This window comes from Chryseobacterium sp. FW101-FHT12H09 (genome assembly GCF_058790395.1).
On sequence record NZ_JBYTCP010000001.1, the window covers coordinates 739,108 to 758,900 of the forward strand.

The following is a 19,793-nucleotide window of genomic DNA, read 5'->3' on the forward strand; positions in this document are numbered from 1 at the left end:
CAAAGAAATTTCATCAATTATCATCATTTTTAGTCATATAACTCGATTACATAGAAATAAAACTACATAATAGAGGTTGATATTAAAGAAAACCCAATAAAATCATCCATTTATCATAAAAATCTTTATCTCATCCTACCACTCAGGTATTTCATATCTCATTGTAAATTTATAATTTTGACGTCCGTAAAAAACTCAACTATTATTTATCTAACAATTTTATTTTTAATAATTTAATGAAAATTTTCAAGTTTGGTGGAGCATCTGTAAAAGATGCTGAAAGTGTAAAAAATGTGTCAATGGTTTTAAAAAGCCAAGGATTTGCCAAATGCTTGCTGGTAATTTCAGCAATGGGCAAAACGACTAATGAGTTGGAAAAGGTTGTAGAACTTTATTTCAAGAAGGAAAACTATCAAACTGAAATTAAGATTATTAAACAGAAGCATATCGAGATTGCTCAGGGTCTTTTCCAAGAAAACCACCCAGTATTTTCGGAAATTAATTTGTTTTTTGATGATCTTGATTCTTTTTTAAGAAGAAATAAATCTCCAAATTATAATTTTGTTTACGATCAGGTAGTAAGTTGTGGAGAAATGATTTCTACAAAAATTTTGAGTGAATATCTTAATGAGATACAGTTTACTAATCAATGGCTGGATGCAAGAGATTATATAAAAACTGATAATTCTTATAGAGATGGTAATGTAGACTGGAAAAAAACAGAAGAGTTTATCTCTACTTTAAATTCTGAGATCTGTTATGTAACACAAGGTTTTATCGGCTCTGACGATAATAATTTTACAGTTACTTTAGGAAGAGAGGGTTCTGATTACTCTGCTGCCATTTTCGCTTACTGCACCAATGCGGAAGCAATGACGATATGGAAAGATGTTCCCGGGGTAATGACGGGGGATCCCAGAAAATTCAAGGATGTTACCCTTCTTTCTAATATCTCTTATGAGGAAGCTATTGAAATGGCTTATTATGGAGCAAGTGTTATTCACCCAAAAACCTTACAGCCTTTACAACAAAAAAGCATTCCTTTTTATGTAAAATCTTTTGTAGACCCTACAAAGGGAGGAACGAAAGTAGGAGCTTCAGAAAAAAATCAACATGAAGAATCTTATATTTTAAAAGAGAACCAGAATCTTTTAAAAATATCTACAAGAAATTTTTCATTTATTGCTGAAGATCATATGAGTGAAATTTTTAGTCTTTTATCAAGACATAAAATTAAAGTTTCATTGATGCAGAATTCTGCAATTTCACTAGCTTTATGTTTGGAAGATAAATTCAATACTATTGATGAGCTGAACGAAGAATTACAAAAAGGTTTTAAAACTGAGGTAGTTAAGAATGTATCTCTATTCACCGTAAGAAATGCGAAGATGGATAACATTGATAAATTTTACCAGGAAAAAAGTGTATTATTGGAACAAATTTCCAAGAGTACGCTTCAAATGGTAACACTATAAATATAATTGCGACTAAACACATATGAGCTTAATTTCGAAAAATGATTTAATCCAAGCTTCCGGCTTAAGTAAAATAGGATTTCTAAAGAATCCTGTAGCATCTGCTATCATGAGCGTTGCTAAAATAAATGAAGTCAACAGATTATATGATAAACTAAAAGACAAGGAAGGTAAAGACTTTTTCGATTCATTTGTAAGGGAGAGAAACTTAAGCTATATCGCATTTGAAGAAGATTTAGCTAAGATCCCAAAGACAGGACCATTTATCCTGGTTTCCAATCATCCGCTTGGGGCAATTGATGGAATCTTAATGTGTAAAATATTATTAGAAGTACGTCCTGATTTTAAAGTAATGGGTAATTTTCTATTAGAGAAAATAAAACCTATGGAACCTTATGTAATTTCTGTAAATCCTTTTGAAAACAGAAAGGGAGCTTACAGCAGTTCTTCAGGAATGCGTGAGACTTTAAAACACATTGAAAATGGAGGTTGTGTTGGCATTTTCCCAGCAGGGGAAGTTTCAAACAAAAACAATGCTTATAGTGAGATCTTAGACAGGGAATGGGAAAAACCAGCTTTAAAATTGATTAAAATGGCAAAAGTACCGGTTGTTCCGATGTACTTCCATGCCAAAAACAGCACATTATTTTATCAGGTGGCAAAACTGCATGCGAGTTTGCAAACATTAATGTTACCATCTGAAATGATGAATGACAGAGAAAAACCCATCCGTGTAAGAATAGGTAAACCCATTGCTGTAAAAGCCATGGATGAGATGGAAAATATTGAGGAGCTAGGTGAATTTTTAAAACGTAAGGTGTATATGATGAAATCTTACTATGAAAAAAGGAAGTCACTTGCCCAGGTTATAAATCTTCAAAATCTATCTTTAAAATTCCCTTTACTTAAGGAGGAAAATATTGTACAAAATATCATTGATGAAACGCCTAAAGAAAATATTCTAAATGATATTAGTAAGCTGAGAGGTACTGATAAAATGCTTTTCAGTAATGGCAATTATGAAATCTATTTCACTACATATGAGGAGATCCCTTCTGTAATGAGGGAAATAGGCAGACAGAGAGAGCTTACTTTCCGCGCCGTGGGAGAAGGGAGTAATTTACCTTTTGATCTCGACGAATATGATAAGCATTACCACCATCTTTTCCTTTGGGACAGTACTGCAGAAATGCTGGTTGGAGCCTATCGTATGGCCTTAGGTAAAGATGTTATGAAAAAATATGGCATTAAAGGATTTTATACCAGTTCACTTTTTGAATTCGAACAGGATATCCATCCTTTCTTCAAAAAAGTGATTGAAATGGGAAGAGCGTACATCTGTCAGGAATATCAGCAAAAACCGCTTCCACTCTTTTTATTATGGCGTGGAATCGTTCATGTGTGCTTGAGAAACCCTGATCATAAGTTCCTTATGGGTGGAGTAAGTATTTCGAATAAGTTTTCAGAGTTTTCAAAATCTTTGATGATCGAATTCATGCGTTCAAATTATTATGATGGTGCAGTTGCCCAATATATTACGCCCAGAAATGAATATAAAGTGAAGCTTAGAGATCGTGACAAAAATATCTTTTTTGAGGAAATGGAATCTGATCTTAATAAGCTGGATAAAATCATTGATGATCTTGAACCGGAGTTAAGACTGCCTGTTTTGATCAAAAAATACATCAAGCAAAATGCAAAAGTAATTGCATTTAATGTAGATCCTAATTTTAATGATGCAATAGATGGACTTATGTATATCCGAATCAGTGATCTTCCGGAAAGTACGATTAAGCCTGTATTAGAAGAAATGAGTGAGCAAATCAGAAAGGAACAGGAAAATAATCCAGCTGAGAATCAGTAGGTTTTTATTTAAACTATAAAAAAATTCTATTAATACTTGCTTCATATACCAAAACTTACTACTTTTGCATCACTTTAAAACAACGAAGTAAGACAAACAAAAATATAATGGTTTCTTAGCTCAGTTGGTAGAGCAATGGATTGAAAATCCATGTGTCCCTGGTTCGATTCCTGGAGAAACCACAAACCACCTTTTTAAGGTGGTTTTTGTTTTATATACAACCCACCATCTTATACTCTACCCTTTTTTTTATTGAAACAATATGAATTCACTTATAATTTAATCAACAATGTGAGAATTAATTTTTTATTCTATAGATAAAAAATTAAATTAGTGCTGTAAATCCAATCACAAATAAATTATGAGACTAAAACTATTGACAGAGATCTTTTTAGGTATTGCTTTTCTTGTTTTTCAGTCGTGTGCAGAAAATAATAGCATAGCCACGGAAGACACCATTTCTAAACAAAATAAAGCATCTTCTTTAATAAACAATCCACCATTCAGTGTTCCGGTAGCTGGAAATTCATTTCTGACCGTAAAGCCTTCCGGAGCCAATGAGGTAATCACATCTGCCAAATTAGCCAACTGGACCAATCCCAATACGGTTATTAGTACTTATTTCAGACTAAGCAATACTGGAACGTTAAATATCGGATTAAAGGCTTCAGTCCCTTCCGGTAGTAGCATAGTTAAAGTAACGATTGGTAATGAATCTAAGAACATTACATTAACAGGATTGGCTTATACCAATTATACTGTGGGAGATTTTACCATTTCTAACCCGGGTTATGTAAAAGTTGATCTTCAAGGGGTATCTAAAACAGGAGGTTACTTTGCGGACCTCACCGATATTTTAGTTAGTGGATCCGCAGCCACAGGAATTCATATTTTCAGTAATGATCCCTCATATTATTACTGGGCCCGTAGAGGGCCTTCCTGTCACTTGAATTACACGATCCCAACAAATACCAATGTAAGTTATTATTATAACGAAGTGACAATTCCCATTGGTGAAGATAAGATCGGCTCTTATTTTATGGCAAACGGCTTCAAAGAGGGCTACTTTGGGATGCAGGTTAATTCTGCCACTGAAAGAAGGATTTTATTCTCTGTATGGAGCCCATTTGAAACAGACGATCCCAATAATATCCCACCCGACCACAAGATTGTGTTAAACAGAGCAGGTAATGGAGTTACTATTGGAGAATTTGGTAATGAAGGCTCAGGAGGACAGAGTTATTATAAATATAATTGGACAGCTGGACAGACCTATAAATTCTTATTAAAAGGTGAACCTGATGGAAATGGAAAAACGGATTATACAGCATGGTTCCTCTCTCCAGAAACCACTTCCTGGAAACTCATTGCCAGCTGGAAGAGGCCACAAACCAGCACTTATCTTAAAGGATTCTACAGTTTCGTAGAAAATTTTGAACCTGAGAATGGATATCAGGGAAGAAAGGTAGAATTTAAAAATCAGTGGGTAAGAACCTCTTCTGGAAACTGGATGGCAATTTCAGGAGCGAGATTCAGTGTGGATAATACTTATAATGCAGAGCAAAGGATAGATGCTATGGGCGGAATAAATGGTAATGCATTCTTCTTACAAAATGGAGGATTCTTTAATACTGTTGTAAACCCAGGAACTCAGTTTTCGGTTACAGCACCAACACAAGCTCCCAATATAGATTTTTTAAATCTTCCATAAAACATTTATATAAGAGATATAACCTGCTATTACCATTTGGGAAAAATAATAGCAGGCTTTTATTTTTATACATTTTTTTAATTTTTATTGCATGATATAGTAAAAATTACTATTTTTGCACCCACTTTAAACAACGAAGTAAGCCAAACAAACATATTGGTTTCTTAGCTCAGTTGGTAGAGCAATGGATTGAAAATCCATGTGTCCCTGGTTCGATTCCTGGAGAAACCACAAAACCACCTAATTAGGTGGTTTTTTGTTTTATTTTAATTGAACAGTTAGTTTAAGATACACTACTGAACTCTTAAATATCATTCATCTTTCTATAGCAATTTATTATTGGTTACAAATGCCAATGCTTCTGAGATATTTGTTACCTGCATTTTTTCAAATAATTTCCTGCGATGAAATTTTATGGTATCAGGAGAAACAAAAATTTTCTCTGCTATTTTATTAATGGTGTAACCTTGTGCGTGATATCGTAAAACATCCAGTTCCCTTTCCGTTAATTTTATTTTTTTCTCGTTTCTCCATACCCCTTCCTTAGTATCATATCTCCAATAGTCATTCGTACCTTGTTTAGAAATGGTAATATTTCCGGAATTGGTATTTGTGGAAAGGGAAACTACACCCATCGCTTTCCATATCTTCCCTTCTTCTGTAAGAAAAAGTGGAGTCAATTTCTGATTTACTAAAAAAGCCTTATTATTATTCAACAAGTGAATATCATAAGAAAGCGTATAGTATTTTCTTTCGTCAGCCGGAATCTTTTCATAGAACTCAAATCCTATCTGATTAACTTTTGATAATAAATCTGCATCACTTTTCTGTACATACTTAAAATAAAAATCATATCCCATATTCTTGACTTCTTCGGCAGTATTCCCACAAAGGAATAATGGATTTTCGGAAACATATTCAAAATTCCTTTTTTGATAGTCAATAATATATACACTCATATAAATTGCCCTGGAAAATGCATCTGTCACTTCCAGATAATTACTCGATTGTGAAGTTTCTTCACGCAAGACCCCCTTGACTTTAGTTTCAGAGAAAAAAAAGTCATTAAAAATTTCACTCATAAATTTAAGTTTGGTTATAGTTTTTTCATGATTAATTTAATTTAAATGATAATTCTACACTAAAGTGTAGCATTCAGTTAAATCAATCCATATAAATTTATGAAAAATAATTCCCATGAGCAAGACATCTTTACATAAATCAATTCACAATTATTTGAAATTAAAATTGACTGTAATTACTGACAATATTATATGTTCTTATAGTCCGAAAATAAATACATTTCACTATGAAGAGTATTATACGTATGAAACAGTATAAAATGAAAAACACTATTCTTTTTTATACAATGAAAATAATCTAGCAATCTTTTTAAGATACACACCAGTCTTCTCTTTCATTTTTACTAAAGAAAAATAAAATGAGATAGATGTTAAAAATATTTTCTTGCAAGAAGAGACCGACGAAGGGGCTAATGTCTATAAACTTTGAACCATAAAAATCATTTTAAAAATTTATTATCATGAAAAAAGCAAAATTTAACGCAAAAGAGTTCTTAAAGGTAAAAACTCTTTCTCCACTTGAGCAAAATCAATTAAGAGGAGGATTCGGTGAAGCAGCTGACGCAGCTGACAACGTAGTAGTAGTACGTGTAGTACGTGTAGTACAACAAGTACAACGAGTTATCGGCTTGTAAAATGAATAATGTAATAGAGAAATTTATTTTCTCTATTACTTTTTTCCACCATTAATACATTTTAATATGAATAATAAAGAGTTTAATAAAGAGTTTTGGGAAAACTTTATTGCTACCAATAAAAACTTCACCCAAACCTGTGTAATCAAAGACGTCATTCCGGAAGATTTAATTAAAAAATTAAAAGACGCAGTGGTGGACGGCCTTGTTAATAGATTTAAAACAAAAGACCTTGATGGTTTCAGACTTTATTTTCCTTCTCAAGGGAAAGGTAAAGAAAATGCTGACTTCATTGATGAATTATATAAAAATCCACCTCTTGAAAATGAAGAAATCATTGAATACTGTAACAGAGTTTTCAAAGAAAAATTTGGATTGATCATCAATTTTCTGGAGAGACATTCTAATTTCATATCCAAAGAATTACGATTAATCACTGAGCCTTTGCTTGAAATCATTGGCATTCCTGCAACAGGAGTAGATGTAACTGTATTTATAGGAAATTACGGATGGACACCTCTTGGAATTCATCAGGATCATAAAGGGGAAAATGTTTTACATTTCCATTTAGGCCCTGGTGATAAAACAATGTATATCTGGGATCAGGAAAAATACAAAGACCTTACAGGTACAAAACATAATAATTTTGAAATAGAGCCTTTATTGGAACATGCTGAAAAATATGATTTTGGAGCAGGAGATTTATTTTTCATGCCTTGGAATAAGTTTCATATAGGTAAAAGTGATGATCTTTCTGTAGGGGTAACTTTTTGGTTCAACAATCCATCAAAAGTAAAATTCTTTGATAGAATACTTAATACCTTTTACAGAGATTACATTGATATTAATAAGGATATCATTGAACCACAACACAATTTCCTGGAAAACAATGAGACATTCGATGAATTTTTGTCTATTTTGAAAATCGACGAAGAAATACTTAACGGATCCACAAGATCATTCTTCAAATATTTCTACGATGAGTTTAAGCATGGATTACTAAGTAATGCTGGTTGGCAGGCACCACCTCAATCGCGGGAAAAAGAAGACAGCTATAATATTGATGATTACGAATTCCTTCTTGAAAAGGAAATTTACACCAATAATCCTTTTAAAATGATCTACAAAATAGATGAAGCTAAAGATATGTTCTATCTATTTGTAAGAGGGTCAAAAATAGAAATGAGATATCATCCCGAGTTAATAAATATCGTTGATCACCTTAACAGCCATGAAAGCTGGAAAGTAAGTGATTTACTAAAAGATCTAGAAAAAGAATGGCCTGTGGAAGCAGGATTATACTTCCTTTCAATGATCTATGATAAAAAAGGAATTGAAATAATAGGAGAAACTCAAACTGTGAAACAAACTGAGGATATACTACTAGAAGAAAAATAATGAAATTTATCCCTCAACATGATAAAATGGACTGTGGCCCATCGTGCCTAGCTATGATAACTTCTTATTATGGCAAAGCATATGGGCTTCAGTACTTACGTGATACCTGCTTTATTTCCAGGGAAGGTGTTTCTATCCTGGGGATCAATAATGCTGCCGAAAAAATCGGTTTTAAAACAATAGCAACACAATTATCTATTGAGGATATAAAAGACGAATTTTTACCCTGCATTTTACATTGGAATCAAAATCACTTTGTTATTCTTCTAAGAATATCAAGATCTTTGTTCAGTAGAGAGAAAACATATACCATTGCCGATCCTGCACATGGAATCCTGAAACTTAAAGAAGAAGAGTTTAAAAAGTCATGGTTAAAAAACACAGATAAAGGAGTCGCTCTTTTACTGGAACCCACCGAGGCATTCTTCCAAAGAAAAAATGTACCTGACAAAAAAATATCTTTGCAGTACCTATCCAGTTATCTAGGTCCTCATAAGAAACAGTTTGCCTGGTTATTTTTCATTCTTTTAATGGGAACTTTAACAACTCTGGCCTTTCCTATTTTAACTCAAAAACTAATTGATGAGGGAGTAAGCAAGAAGAATTTAGGAATTATCACTTACATCCTTGTTGCTCAACTTGCCTTTTTTGCCGGCAATATAACATTAGGAATATTCCGGAACTGGATCATGCTATATGTTGGTAGTAAGCTCAATATCAAAATTATTTCTGATTTTCTAAAGAAGTTGATGAGTTTACCTATCAAATTCTTTGAAACAAAATTCATGGGTGACTTTAATCAGAGAATACAGGATCATGAAAAGATAGAGCTGTTTTTGACTTCCAACAGTCTGGTTACCATTTTTTCGATGATCACATTTTCGGTATTTTTTGTAGTCTTATGGACTTATGATTTCCGCATTCTAGCCACGTATTTTATTCTTACTGTACTTTCTATAGTATGGTCATTATACTGGCTGAAAAAATTAAAAGTTTTAGATTATTATCGCTTTCAGGAGAAAAGTGAAAATCAGGAATCCATTTATGAGATCATTAATGGAATATCCGAAATGAAACTTAATGAATTTGAAGATTATAAGCGTAACGAATGGGAGCAAATTCAGAAAAAGTTATTTACCGTTAATCTTAGAATTTTAAAGATTGATCAAATTCAGCTTTCAGGATTTGAATTTATTAACCAGCTGAAAAATATTATTGTGATGTTCTTATCAGCTTCTTTTGTAGTAAAAGGGCATATGACATTAGGTGCATTATTAAGTGTTTCCTACATTATAGGACAAATGAACCCCTTGGTAAGTCAGTTAATAACCTTCTTTCGTTCTTTACAGGAAGCTAAATTAAGCTTATCCCGACTCCATGAAGTTCAAAACCACCCTGAAGAAGAATCCGAACAACTTATAGGTCTTGATCATGAAAAATATGCTAAGAAAAATGGAATAGAACGAGGTATATATCTGAAAAACATGTCGTTTCAATACGAAGGACCACAATCTCCATATATATTAAAAGACATTAATCTTTTTATTCCTGAAGGAAAAGTTACAGCTATTGTTGGTGCAAGTGGAAGCGGAAAGACTACATTGATGAAAATATTGTTGAAATTCTATGAACCTGTTGAAGGGGAAATCTATTTTAATCATGCCAATCTAAAAGAAATATCACCACGTGATTTACGAAGAAACTGTGGTGTAGTAATGCAAGATGGTCATATCTTCTCAGATTCCATTGAAAGAAATATAGCAACAAGTGATGAAGTCATTAATGAAGATAAATTAAAAAGAGCTTTACAGATTGCAAACATCCAATCATTTGTAGACGACTTACCACTTGGTTTAAAAACTAAAATCGGAGCTTCAGGAAATGGCATTTCGGGAGGACAAAAGCAAAGGATCCTTATTGCAAGAGCGGTTTACAAAGAACCCCACTTTATTTTCTTTGATGAAGCAACCTCTGCGCTGGATGCAGAAAATGAAAAAGTAATTCATGATAACCTACAGGAATTCTTCAAGGGGAAAACGGTTGTAATTATAGCCCATCGTCTTTCGACTGTTAAAAATGCAGATCAGATCATTGTATTAAAACAAGGAAAAATCATTGAACAAGGAAATCATCAGTCTTTGGTTGAAAGAAAATCAGATTATTTTAATCTAGTCAAAAATCAACTCGAACTGGGAGCCTAATATTTTATATTAAAAAAAACAAAAAGCCGAATCTTAAGATTCGGCTTTTTGTTATGATCAGAAGGGTAATTTATAATTATATCCTATTTGAAGAAGGTAAGGTAACTGAGGTTTCGTTTTAAGATCCTGAGACACTATACTCCCAACTTTCAAATAAATTTCCTGATTACTAAATGAATACCCGCCTTGAACTGAGGCATAGAAGTTTCCTCCTGTTGACGGTTCGTACCATCCATCTTTTACTTCGGGATAAATCTGTCTGTAATGATCGGAATGTTTAAAATGAGTAACAATGGCTTTATCAAAACCAACTTCCACACCTGCAAACCATTTGGGGCGGTAATATCCTATAGTACCGGATATATCCAATCCAAAATTCATAAGTTGTACATTTTCATTTTCATATTTTCGAAAAATCCCTTGAGCTTTAGTCGAGAACTGTAAATTTTGAATTTTCAGCCATCTTACATTCGCTCCTGCCTTTACTTTAAAATCATCAAACAACCGATCACCTGCCGGAACTGAGATTTCCACATTAGCAATAGTAGGAAACAATTTACTATTAAATTTATACCCATATCCAAGTCCAACCACAGCTCCGTACTCTGCACCGATATTAGCATTAAGAATATGCCTTTCGCGATCAATAAGTGCACCCCAATTCACAGTCTGTGACTTTACTACACTAAACATCAGGCTAAAAAAAGCTATGCTGATATATAATTTATTATTTCTCATTTTTAAAGACTGTTGATAAAGTTGATCATTTTTGGTTTTGTCTGAGAGTTCCATGCATTTTGATTGGTAATAATACCGTCATGTCCTACTCCTGAAATTTTTACCCGTTCTATATGATTATAAGTTGAAGTTACTTTTTGCGCCCAGGAATCCGGATATGCTTTATTTCTTTCACTGTAAAAGAACAGTACAGGAGCATTGTAATCCTGTAAACCTTTAGAAAAATCAGATTTGTATTGATCTCCAACCTCAAATAAAGCATCCATAACCACTGCTCCACTCCTCCAACTCATACTTGGATCAAAATCTCCTTCTCCGGTAATATTGTTCTTTGAGCTCAACATGGACATTTTATAATCTAGTACTTCATGTTGGTCATCTTTCCCGGAAATAAACTGATCTAAATAGGTTGCATCGTTAAGGATTTCACTCCATAACTTAAATGACCTTGATTCTTTTACATAATCTTTAATATCATCCCACTTTAACCCGCCAGGTTCACATAAAATAAGACCTTGAACAGCATTTGGATATTTCCCGGCATATCCTGAAGCTAACATGGCACCCCAGGAATGTCCTAATAAAATTACTTTTTGATTTGGAGTTTTCTGATAGTAGGCAATTACAGATTTCAATTCCTCATACATAAGATCAGGTGCTTCTGCTCCCAACGATGTGTAGGACTGTTTGGAAAAACGTTGTGATAATCCAGAACCTCGCTGATCATAAAATACAACCCGATATCCCTGGGCTGCAAGATCTTTACAATTCAGAAGATATCTATAATCCCCTCCTGGCCCACCATGAAGAGCAATAATAAGAGTCCCGTTTTCAGGTCCGAAAGCTTCAGAATGAAGTAGTGTACCATTAGCATTAATTGATGGTAAGGAAGAATCCTGGTCCACCGTTTTAGGTACGAGGTTCCCCGGCTCATCTATAAGCCGCCCATCTGTACAGGAAAATAACAGTGTGAAAATTGCAAAAGAAACCACCAGGGCATTCTTTTTTCTTAATGTTGTCATAGTATCGGTTTAAAATGTTTGATGCAAAGATTCATCAAACCCGAAACTTACACGCTCCATTAGGAAAGTTGGTTCATAAAAAACAGAGAACACAAATGACTATATAACAACAACTTATGAAATATGAAACTCTTCCCTGAAAATTGAACCGTAAAAAATAAGAATTAAAAAGTTTTTTGATATTCTGTAGGGGTAACTCCAGTATATTTTTTGAAATTTCTGTTGAAGGATGTTTTAGAATTAAAACCGCATTCAAAAGCAATGGCCAGAAAAGTATATTGCTTACTATCCGGCTGTATAATCTTATGCATGAATTCTTCTATCCTTTTTTCATTAATAAGCTCATAGAAGTTTTTATTTTCTTTGGAGTTGATTACTTGTGAAAGATAGTTGGGGTGAACTTTAAGCAATTCCGCCAGTTCATTTAAAGTAAGATTAGGATTAATAAATGGCTTTTCTTCGTTTAAGACGATGAGTAATCTTGTATGTATATCTTCAATACTTTCCTTTGTCAGTCCAGATTTCTGATATTTCTTATCCTGAGAATCTGTAACATTTACAATTACCTCTACAACTTTTTCGGCACTAAAAAAAGAATTGGACTGATTGAAAACCTGTACTTGTTTTATGCCAAAATAACCTAACCACATAATAAAAATCACTACTGCACCATAAATGATATTGGCATTCTCGTTAAAGAGAACCAATCCCCAGATCATACCAATCCAGATGATAAGATACAGCAGCCAATTGAAGTTTATTCTTTCAGTATTTGAAAACTGCTGAACCATATTTTTCCGAAATTTATATAAAATAAGAAAGGAAATAGCTACATAAACAATACCTGAAATATAGATACCATACAATCTTAAAAGCATTTCAACATTAAATCCTCTTCCTTCATGTTTAAAAATATTCAATCTTTCGTTAAAAGAAGCAGTATAAAATGATACAAATAATAGATTGCAAATTACAAAGGGTAGAAAATGCAGTAACTGTTTTAATGAAAAAGGATTCGGAGATGTTTGTTTTTTTACATACAGATATAAAAACGGACCGTAGACAAGTGGAAGCGTAAATCCCAGAAAGACAAAAGAAGGGTATTTTGCATATTGACCGGTAAGAAATAAATAATGTGCTAGTAAGTTTATTCCAATTACCAGAAGCCACCCGCTTAAAATAAAATCTGCAGAACTTTTACCTTTCTTTGTAAGCAAAAGAAATGTCAAAAAGAAAGCAATAAATATCCCGGAAAGATAAAGCATAAAGAGCTTTTATTATTTGTTATAGCGCTAATAAATTTTAATCGCCTAATTCACAAAAATAAAGAATAACTTCCATGTAATGATGACAAAAAAAAGAAAGGTTTGCTTAATCTTATCAATGTGAAATTTAGCTTCGGTTCTTAAAATTAGTTAATGTAAGATATCCGAAGACTAAATTCGGAATCTATATCTCGAAAAATACCTATCTTCGCCTACAAATTTTAATCGAATGAAGAAGCTTATCTCCGGATTTTTTGTTTTTCTCACTGTCATTCTTTTTGCACAGGAATCTATCCAATTTCAGGATCTGCCATTTAAAGATCTTGTTGCTAAGGCTAAGAAGGAAAACAAGATAATTTTTATAGATGCTTATGCCTCGTGGTGTGGACCATGCAAGCTGATGGAAAAAAATGTTTTCACTAAAAAATCAGTAGGAGATTATTACAATGCCAATTTTGTGAACGCCAGGTTCGACATGGAAAAAGGAGAAGGAAGGGAAATTGCCGCTAAATATGGTGTTCGTTCCTATCCTACTTACCTGTTTCTTAATGGTGATGGAGAATTGGTCTCTCAGAATCTTGGCTATATGGAAGAAAGTATTTTCTTAACAATGGCACAGGATATTAACTCCCCAAACAATAAAAAAGGATCTTTAAAAGATCGCTTTGCAAATGGTGAAAAAGACCCGGAATTTTTAATTAATATTATGAAATTAAATTCCACATCAGATTTTGATTTTGCAAAAAAAGCTTCTGAAAGATATTTTGAAAATAAGAAAAAAACAGAGGAGCTCTCTAAAGATGATATAGGATTCTTATTATTCTTTCTAAAATCTGTTGAAGATCCAAATTATAAAATTTTCACTTCCAGAAAGGCTGATATCATTAAATACCTTCCCGAAGAAACCTATAAGGAATTTGACCATCAGCTTATATTATCAAAAATAGTTGTTCAATCTATTGATGAAAAAAATAAAAGAATCAACGAAGATTATTTTTTAAAAACAGCAGAACCTTTGGTTGGAAAATATGATGCTGAAGTAAAACTTAATCAAACTAAGCTAAGCTACTACGAGCAAAATGCTAATTATCCTGAGTATGAAAAAGCTGCCTTAGAATATTACAAGAATTCGGATTCATTTGAGCCCAATCAATTATTGAAAGCTGCCTGGATCTTCTCTGAACATATTAAAAATACTTCATCATTAAAAAAGGCTGTTGAATGGGCAGAAAAATCCGTCATGAGAGGAGAAACATCTGAAAACACTTTTATTTTGGCGAAGCTTTATTTCTTAACAGGAAATAATGATATGGCAAAAACGTATGCTGAAATGTCAAAAAATATGGCAACACAAGCCAATAAAGATGCTACTTTGGCTGAAGGATTACTTAAACAAATCAAATAAATTTCATGAAGTACAAAATTTTAGCAGGTTTTCTTAGTCTACTTTCTATAGGAAATCTATATGCACAGGAAACAGAAAAGAATTTAGAACCTATACAGGAAAATGGAAAAAGTTTGTATGTAAAAGGCAATGCTCTTTTACTTCCAGTAGGAATACTGAATGCAGGACTAGAATATCAACTTGGCAAAAAATACACTTTACAGGGTGATGTTTTTATTTCTCCATGGAAATCTTTTGCAGGCCATGAATTCCAATACTATTCAATTTCTTTAGAAGGCAGATATTATTTTGATGAAGCCTTTAAACATTGGTATGTAGGAGCTAATCTTTCTGCTGCTTCTTTTGTATTACAAAAATGGAATTATTGGGGAAACGGCACATACACTAATGACAGAAATGAAAAATTTAAGAAATCCAATCTCTATCAAAAAGGCCTTTCTGTAATAGTTGGTGTCACTGCCGGTTATCAGTTCCAACTTTCTGAAAACTGGAACCTGGATGTTTATGCCACGGTAGGAACATCACAGGATTACTACAAAGGCTATGACCGCACTACAGGAAAACGTTATGATATAGCGCGTGAATATAATAAAAGTGGTGAGGTACTTCCTTACAGAGGTGGTATTATGATTTCGTACAAAATAAAATAATGCAATGAAGCTATTCGGAAAAAATCATATCATCATTTTGGTGATCACCTTTGTCATTCTTTTCTTGATGAATTACATCGGAAATGATGCACCTGATAAATTACAAAGGGCTATTATGACGGCCTTTGCCGGAGTAGTTGGTTTATCTATTGGGCTTTTTATCCTTAATAAAGGTAAAAATGATAAGAATCCGCCGCAGGATTTTGATTAGTTTTCGTAGACAATATATTTAGCTCTTACTTTTTCGAATTTTTCCAGGTCTGATTTCCAGGAAGCTTTGATTTCTGCAATTGATTTGCCTGCGATTATCTGTTTTCTGAATTCATCAGTTCCTGATAAAGTGTCGAACCATAAATTTTTAAGGAAAAAATCCTGTTGTGGATTTTTATAGTTTTTATATGCTTTGATCACCCATTCCAAATTCAATTCTCTTAAATCTGTTGTGTAGTTGGATAAGTTTTCACCATAACATAGCTGTCCATTAAGAAAAGGATCTTTAGCTCCATAATTAGGCTTTGGAGTAAATTGATAAGGCAGATTCTTCGTCCAGGGTGAACCATATACCTGAAAAGGGTTATCCGTTCCTCTTCCAACAGAAACCTGGGTTCCTTCAAAAAAACATAAGCTAGGATATAAATTTATCGCTTTATCATTAGGTAAGTTAGGAGATGGCTTATCGGAAACTGAATATCGATGTTTTTTATGATAATTCAACATTGGAATCAACGTATATTTTGCCTGTATTCCATTTTTCATCCACTTTTCACCATTTACCATTTTTCCATATTCGCCAATTGTTAAACCATATACTACAGGAACCTCATGCATTCCTACAAAGCTTGTCCATTTTTTTCTTAAAACGGGACCATCTGTATAACCATCATGTGGATTTGGACGGTCTAACACCATTACCTCAACATTATTCTCTGCAGCAGCTTCCATAAGATAAGTTAGTGTTGAAATATAAGTATAGAATCGGACACCAACATCCTGAATATCAAAAACTACAATATCAATTCCTTTCAACTGATCAGGTTTTGGCTTTTTATTATTTCCATATAGAGAAACAATAGGCACTCCTGTTTTAGCATCTACTCCATTTTTCACCGTTTCTCCGGCATCGGCATTTCCTCTGAAACCATGTTCAGGGGCAAAAATGGCTTTTATTTTAATATTATTTTTTACTAGGAAATCTACCAAATGACTACGATCTTTCATCAAGCCTGTTTGATTGGTGACAATACCAATTGTTTTTCCTTTTAATAATGGTAAATAAAGCTCAGGCTGGTCTGCACCAGTCTTAAAATCATCTTTAGTTTGATTCTGAGAATAATATTGGTTGAATACTCCTAAAAAAATTAGGCAAATAAGAAGTAAATTTTTAATTTTGAGATCTAAATTCATAAGCTTGAACTTTCCTTTATATTTCTCTAGAAAAATAGCGTTTTCCAAAGATAACAAAAATAATCTTTCAAGGGTTATCATCTTCATAGGCAGGCTTTCTGTGGCTCTAGGAATCATTGTTTCATTAATTACCGTATCAACAGGTTTCGGTTCAAAAAAAGCGATCAAAGAAAGACTTGCAGATTTTAGTGGGCATATTACTGTAAAATCCACACGATCAAATTCATCATACAATACTTCCGTTCTTGATAAACAGGGCCTAAATATTCAAAAAATAAAAGCGCTTCCTGATGTTGAAAGCGTTCAAAAATATGCTATGGTTACTGGTATTATGCGTAATGAGCATAATTTCGCCGGGATTATATTTAAAGGAATAGGTAAAGATTTTGACAGTGCCCGCTTTAAAAAATTTTTAATAGCAGGCAGGACTCCAAAAGTAACAGAAGAAGGTTATAACCATGGGGTTACTATTTCTCAAAAGATTGCCAATGATCTGCATTTAAAAGTTAAGGACAGCATTGTTACTATATTTTCAAAAGCTGATCAGAAACCTATTTATAGAAAATTCGAAGTCGTTGGAATTTACAGGACTGACATTAAGATGATTGATGAACAGTTTGTAATTGGCGGAATTAATCATGTAAGAAAGATTCAGGATATGAAACCTGATGATATAGGGGGACTGGATATTTTCTTTAAAAACGTTAATGATATTGATAGTGACTTTCCAGAAATTGAAAAATTAATCGGTTATAAGAACTACGCTGAAAAAGCAACTGAAAAGTTTCCCCAAATTACTGATTGGATAAGCATTTTTGATACTAATATCGCTTTGATCATCATTATTATGCTCATCGTCGTGATCATTAATATCATCATGGTTCTCTTAATCCTTATCATTGAAAGAACAAATTCTATTGGTTTATTAAAAACTTTGGGAGCAAGTAATTCCCAGATAAGAGCTACGTTCATTAATTATACCTTGATCATCATGGTTCCTGGGCTTTTATATGGAAATATTATAGGGCTGGGCTTATTATTGTTACAGAAGTTTTTTGGAATTATAAAGTTGAATCCTGAGAATTACTATGTAAGTACAGTTCCTGTTGACCTCAACCCTATTGCCATCATTTCAATTTCTGTAGGAATATTGATTATCTCTGCATTAGCATTGATTGTTCCAAGTTATCTGATCAGTAAGATTTCACCAGTTAAAGCCATTAAATACAATTAAGCTTAAATCATTTTTTATTCTTAAAAACAGAGTAAACGAATTATATAGGAATTCCAAACTATATTATAATTGGTTCATTTTACTTTGAGGCAAACTTTATAAATAATTTTAAAGCTGTATCTTTGCAGGGCTTATAAAACAAGTATGAAATACGCAAAAAATATTCTTGAAACTATAGGAAACACGCCACTAGTAAAACTTAATAAGGTTTTGGGTGAGGACTTTCCCGCATTAGTTTTGGCCAAAGTTGAAACTTTCAATCCTGGAAATTCTGTAAAAGACAGAATGGCTCTTAAAATGATTGAAGATGCCGAAAAAGACGGCAGATTAAAACCCGGAGGAACCATTATTGAAGGTACTTCTGGAAATACAGGAATGGGATTAGCTCTTGCAGCCATCATCAAAGGCTACAAATGTATTTTTGTAACCAATTCCAAACAATCAAAGGAAAAATGTGATATTCTCCGTGCGGTGGGAGCAGAAGTTATTGTTTGCCCAACGGATGTAAAACCTACAGATCCTCGTTCTTATTATTCAGTTTCCAAGAGACTGGCTAAAGAGACTGAAAACGGATGGTATGTTAATCAATATGATAACTTATCCAACAGAGCAGCTCATTATGAATCTACGGCTCCTGAAATCTGGGAACAGACAGAAGGAAAACTTACTCATTTTGTAGTGGGCGCCGGAACAGGAGGTACCATTACCGGATGTGGAAAATTCTTTAAAGAAAGAAATTCAGACATTAAAGTAATTGGTATTGATACTTACGGTTCTATACTAAAGGAATTCCATGAAACAGGTGAACTTCATTATGATCATGCTTATACCTATATTACAGAAGGAATTGGGGAAGATATTATTCCTGAAAACTATGATATGTCTGTTATCGATCATTTCGAAAAAGTAACAGATAAAGACGGTGCTATTTACGCAAGAAAGCTGGCTAAAGAAGAAGGGATCTTCTGTGGTTATTCGGCAGGAAGTGCGATGGCTGCGTTAGTACAAATGAAAGAGCAGTTTACTAAAGATGACGTGATCGTTGTTTTACTTCATGATCACGGTTCAAGATATGTAGGAAAGATCTATAATGATGAATGGATGAAAGAAATGGGTTGGTTAGATTAAACGATAAAAAAATCAGAGCTGTTTGCTCTGATTTTTTTATTTTATATTTTTCTTTACAGCCTGTATTAATACGTTATAATCCTGTTTAGTCATTGACTTCTGAGGAAACATATAATTATATTTACCTTCCAAAGAAATATAATCCTCATTGATATCAGCTGTTGTGAATTCTTTCCATGTACTGAGTTCATGCTGATCATTAAGATTAACATTAAAAGTTTCACTGTTAAATCTTATTTCATAAATGCTTGCTTTTTCAAGTGATTTTAAATATCTGTTCACTTCTTTTTTCCATCTCGATACCTTGTTGATGGCTACTGAAAGATACACAGCACAAAGAAGGAAAACAAAGCTTATGAAATATAGAACCCCAAAGCTTTCCTGACTTAAATTTCCTTTTAGACAAAATGTTATAAAGAAAATAAGGGCAACAATAATCGTGATAATTGTTTTGCTTTTGGTTGTAGGTGAAAAAAATAAACTTCCCTGATTTCCTTTAAAGTAAATCTCTTCGAAATCCTTTCTATTTACATTTAGCCTGATCACTTTTTCGTCACTCATTTCGTGAAAGTATTTAATTT

General features: G+C 33.1%; 17 protein-coding genes and 2 tRNA genes. 13 read left to right on the forward strand and 6 right to left on the reverse strand.

Translation table 11 applies throughout. From position 1 onward, the window contains the following. Positions 1-236: 236 nt before the first annotated feature. The 5 genes from AC3WRL_RS03320 to AC3WRL_RS03340 all read left to right on the forward strand — a co-directional run bounded on the left by AC3WRL_RS03320 (position 237) and on the right by AC3WRL_RS03340 (position 5,281). Positions 237-1,475 carry an aspartate kinase gene (locus AC3WRL_RS03320; protein WP_214832164.1) on the forward strand — a complete coding sequence of 413 codons (1,239 nt, stop codon included), beginning with the start codon at positions 237-239 and terminating at the stop codon, positions 1,473-1,475. A 22-nt stretch (positions 1,476-1,497) separates the two neighbouring features. Next, positions 1,498-3,339 carry a bifunctional lysophospholipid acyltransferase family protein/GNAT family N-acetyltransferase gene (locus AC3WRL_RS03325; RefSeq protein ID WP_261511261.1) on the forward strand — a complete coding sequence of 614 codons (1,842 nt, stop codon included), beginning with the start codon at positions 1,498-1,500 and terminating at the stop codon, positions 3,337-3,339. A 109-nt stretch (positions 3,340-3,448) separates the two neighbouring features. Beyond that, positions 3,449-3,521, forward strand: a tRNA-Phe gene (locus AC3WRL_RS03330). Between the two features lie 179 nt (positions 3,522-3,700). Further along, complete coding sequence (locus tag AC3WRL_RS03335) at positions 3,701-5,050, forward strand: DUF3472 domain-containing protein (protein ID WP_492329728.1); 1,350 nt, start codon at positions 3,701-3,703, stop codon at positions 5,048-5,050. Positions 5,051-5,208: 158 nt separating this feature from the next. After that, positions 5,209-5,281 (forward strand) — tRNA-Phe (locus AC3WRL_RS03340). A gap of 92 nt (positions 5,282-5,373) precedes the next feature. Here the strand turns inward: AC3WRL_RS03340 and AC3WRL_RS03345 are convergent. Further along, positions 5,374-6,132, reverse strand: coding sequence for a response regulator transcription factor (locus AC3WRL_RS03345; protein ID WP_214832169.1), 759 nt, complete (start codon positions 6,130-6,132; stop codon positions 5,374-5,376). Positions 6,133-6,593: 461 nt separating this feature from the next. On the opposite strand from AC3WRL_RS03345, the gene AC3WRL_RS03350 reads away from it, so the two are divergent. The 3 genes from AC3WRL_RS03350 to AC3WRL_RS03360 all read left to right on the forward strand — a co-directional run bounded on the left by AC3WRL_RS03350 (position 6,594) and on the right by AC3WRL_RS03360 (position 10,366). Beyond that, a complete protein-coding gene (locus AC3WRL_RS03350; RefSeq protein ID WP_214832171.1) occupies positions 6,594-6,767 on the forward strand; it encodes a hypothetical protein in 174 nt (57 codons plus the stop codon). A gap of 66 nt (positions 6,768-6,833) precedes the next feature. Beyond that, positions 6,834-8,165, forward strand: a complete 1,332-nt coding sequence (locus AC3WRL_RS03355; RefSeq protein WP_214832173.1) for a hypothetical protein — start codon at positions 6,834-6,836, stop codon at positions 8,163-8,165. After that, a complete protein-coding gene (locus AC3WRL_RS03360; protein ID WP_261511259.1) occupies positions 8,165-10,366 on the forward strand; it encodes a peptidase domain-containing ABC transporter in 2,202 nt (733 codons plus the stop codon). Before AC3WRL_RS03355 ends, AC3WRL_RS03360 begins: the two co-directional genes overlap by 1 nt. Before the next feature lie 57 nt (positions 10,367-10,423). Here the strand turns inward: AC3WRL_RS03360 and AC3WRL_RS03365 are convergent, their stop codons facing one another. From AC3WRL_RS03365 to AC3WRL_RS03375, 3 genes are all read right to left on the reverse strand, one after another. Next, positions 10,424-11,104: a hypothetical protein gene (locus AC3WRL_RS03365; RefSeq protein ID WP_492329729.1), complete on the reverse strand. Its 681-nt coding sequence runs from the start codon at positions 11,102-11,104 to the stop codon at positions 10,424-10,426. A gap of 2 nt (positions 11,105-11,106) precedes the next feature. Beyond that, positions 11,107-12,126: an alpha/beta hydrolase gene (locus AC3WRL_RS03370; RefSeq protein ID WP_492329730.1), complete on the reverse strand. Its 1,020-nt coding sequence runs from the start codon at positions 12,124-12,126 to the stop codon at positions 11,107-11,109. Positions 12,127-12,290: 164 nt separating this feature from the next. Next, entirely contained in the window at positions 12,291-13,391 is a 1,101-nt protein-coding gene (locus AC3WRL_RS03375; protein WP_261511257.1) for a helix-turn-helix domain-containing protein, read from the reverse strand. A gap of 229 nt (positions 13,392-13,620) precedes the next feature. Here AC3WRL_RS03375 and AC3WRL_RS03380 point away from each other — a divergent pair, with 229 nt between their 5' ends. Genes AC3WRL_RS03380 through AC3WRL_RS03390 form a run of 3 tightly spaced genes read left to right on the forward strand, consistent with a single transcriptional unit; the run spans position 13,621 to position 15,657 of the window. Beyond that, positions 13,621-14,796: a thioredoxin family protein gene (locus tag AC3WRL_RS03380; RefSeq protein ID WP_261511256.1), complete on the forward strand. Its 1,176-nt coding sequence runs from the start codon at positions 13,621-13,623 to the stop codon at positions 14,794-14,796. A 5-nt stretch (positions 14,797-14,801) separates the two neighbouring features. Further along, positions 14,802-15,446: a DUF3575 domain-containing protein gene (locus AC3WRL_RS03385; protein WP_261511255.1), complete on the forward strand. Its 645-nt coding sequence runs from the start codon at positions 14,802-14,804 to the stop codon at positions 15,444-15,446. A 4-nt stretch (positions 15,447-15,450) separates the two neighbouring features. Next, positions 15,451-15,657 carry a hypothetical protein gene (locus AC3WRL_RS03390; RefSeq protein ID WP_214832187.1) on the forward strand — a complete coding sequence of 69 codons (207 nt, stop codon included), beginning with the start codon at positions 15,451-15,453 and terminating at the stop codon, positions 15,655-15,657. Here the strand turns inward: AC3WRL_RS03390 and AC3WRL_RS03395 are convergent. Further along, positions 15,654-16,850, reverse strand: coding sequence for an exo-beta-N-acetylmuramidase NamZ family protein (locus AC3WRL_RS03395; RefSeq protein ID WP_261511254.1), 1,197 nt, complete (start codon positions 16,848-16,850; stop codon positions 15,654-15,656). The two genes, AC3WRL_RS03390 and AC3WRL_RS03395, sit on opposite strands and share 4 nt — an antisense overlap. Before the next feature lie 4 nt (positions 16,851-16,854). Here AC3WRL_RS03395 and AC3WRL_RS03400 point away from each other — a divergent pair, with 4 nt between their 5' ends. Together AC3WRL_RS03400 and AC3WRL_RS03405 are read left to right on the forward strand one after the other, a co-directional pair. Continuing rightward, on the forward strand, positions 16,855-18,084 hold the full coding sequence (locus AC3WRL_RS03400; protein ID WP_214832191.1) for an ABC transporter permease: 1,230 nt from the start codon (positions 16,855-16,857) through the stop codon (positions 18,082-18,084). A 144-nt stretch (positions 18,085-18,228) separates the two neighbouring features. Beyond that, positions 18,229-19,212, forward strand: coding sequence for a PLP-dependent cysteine synthase family protein (locus AC3WRL_RS03405; RefSeq protein ID WP_214832193.1), 984 nt, complete (start codon positions 18,229-18,231; stop codon positions 19,210-19,212). 36 nt (positions 19,213-19,248) lie between these two features. Here the strand turns inward: AC3WRL_RS03405 and AC3WRL_RS03410 are convergent, their stop codons facing one another. Next, entirely contained in the window at positions 19,249-19,773 is a 525-nt protein-coding gene (locus AC3WRL_RS03410; protein WP_492329731.1) for a hypothetical protein, read from the reverse strand. Positions 19,774-19,793 lie beyond the last annotated feature (20 nt).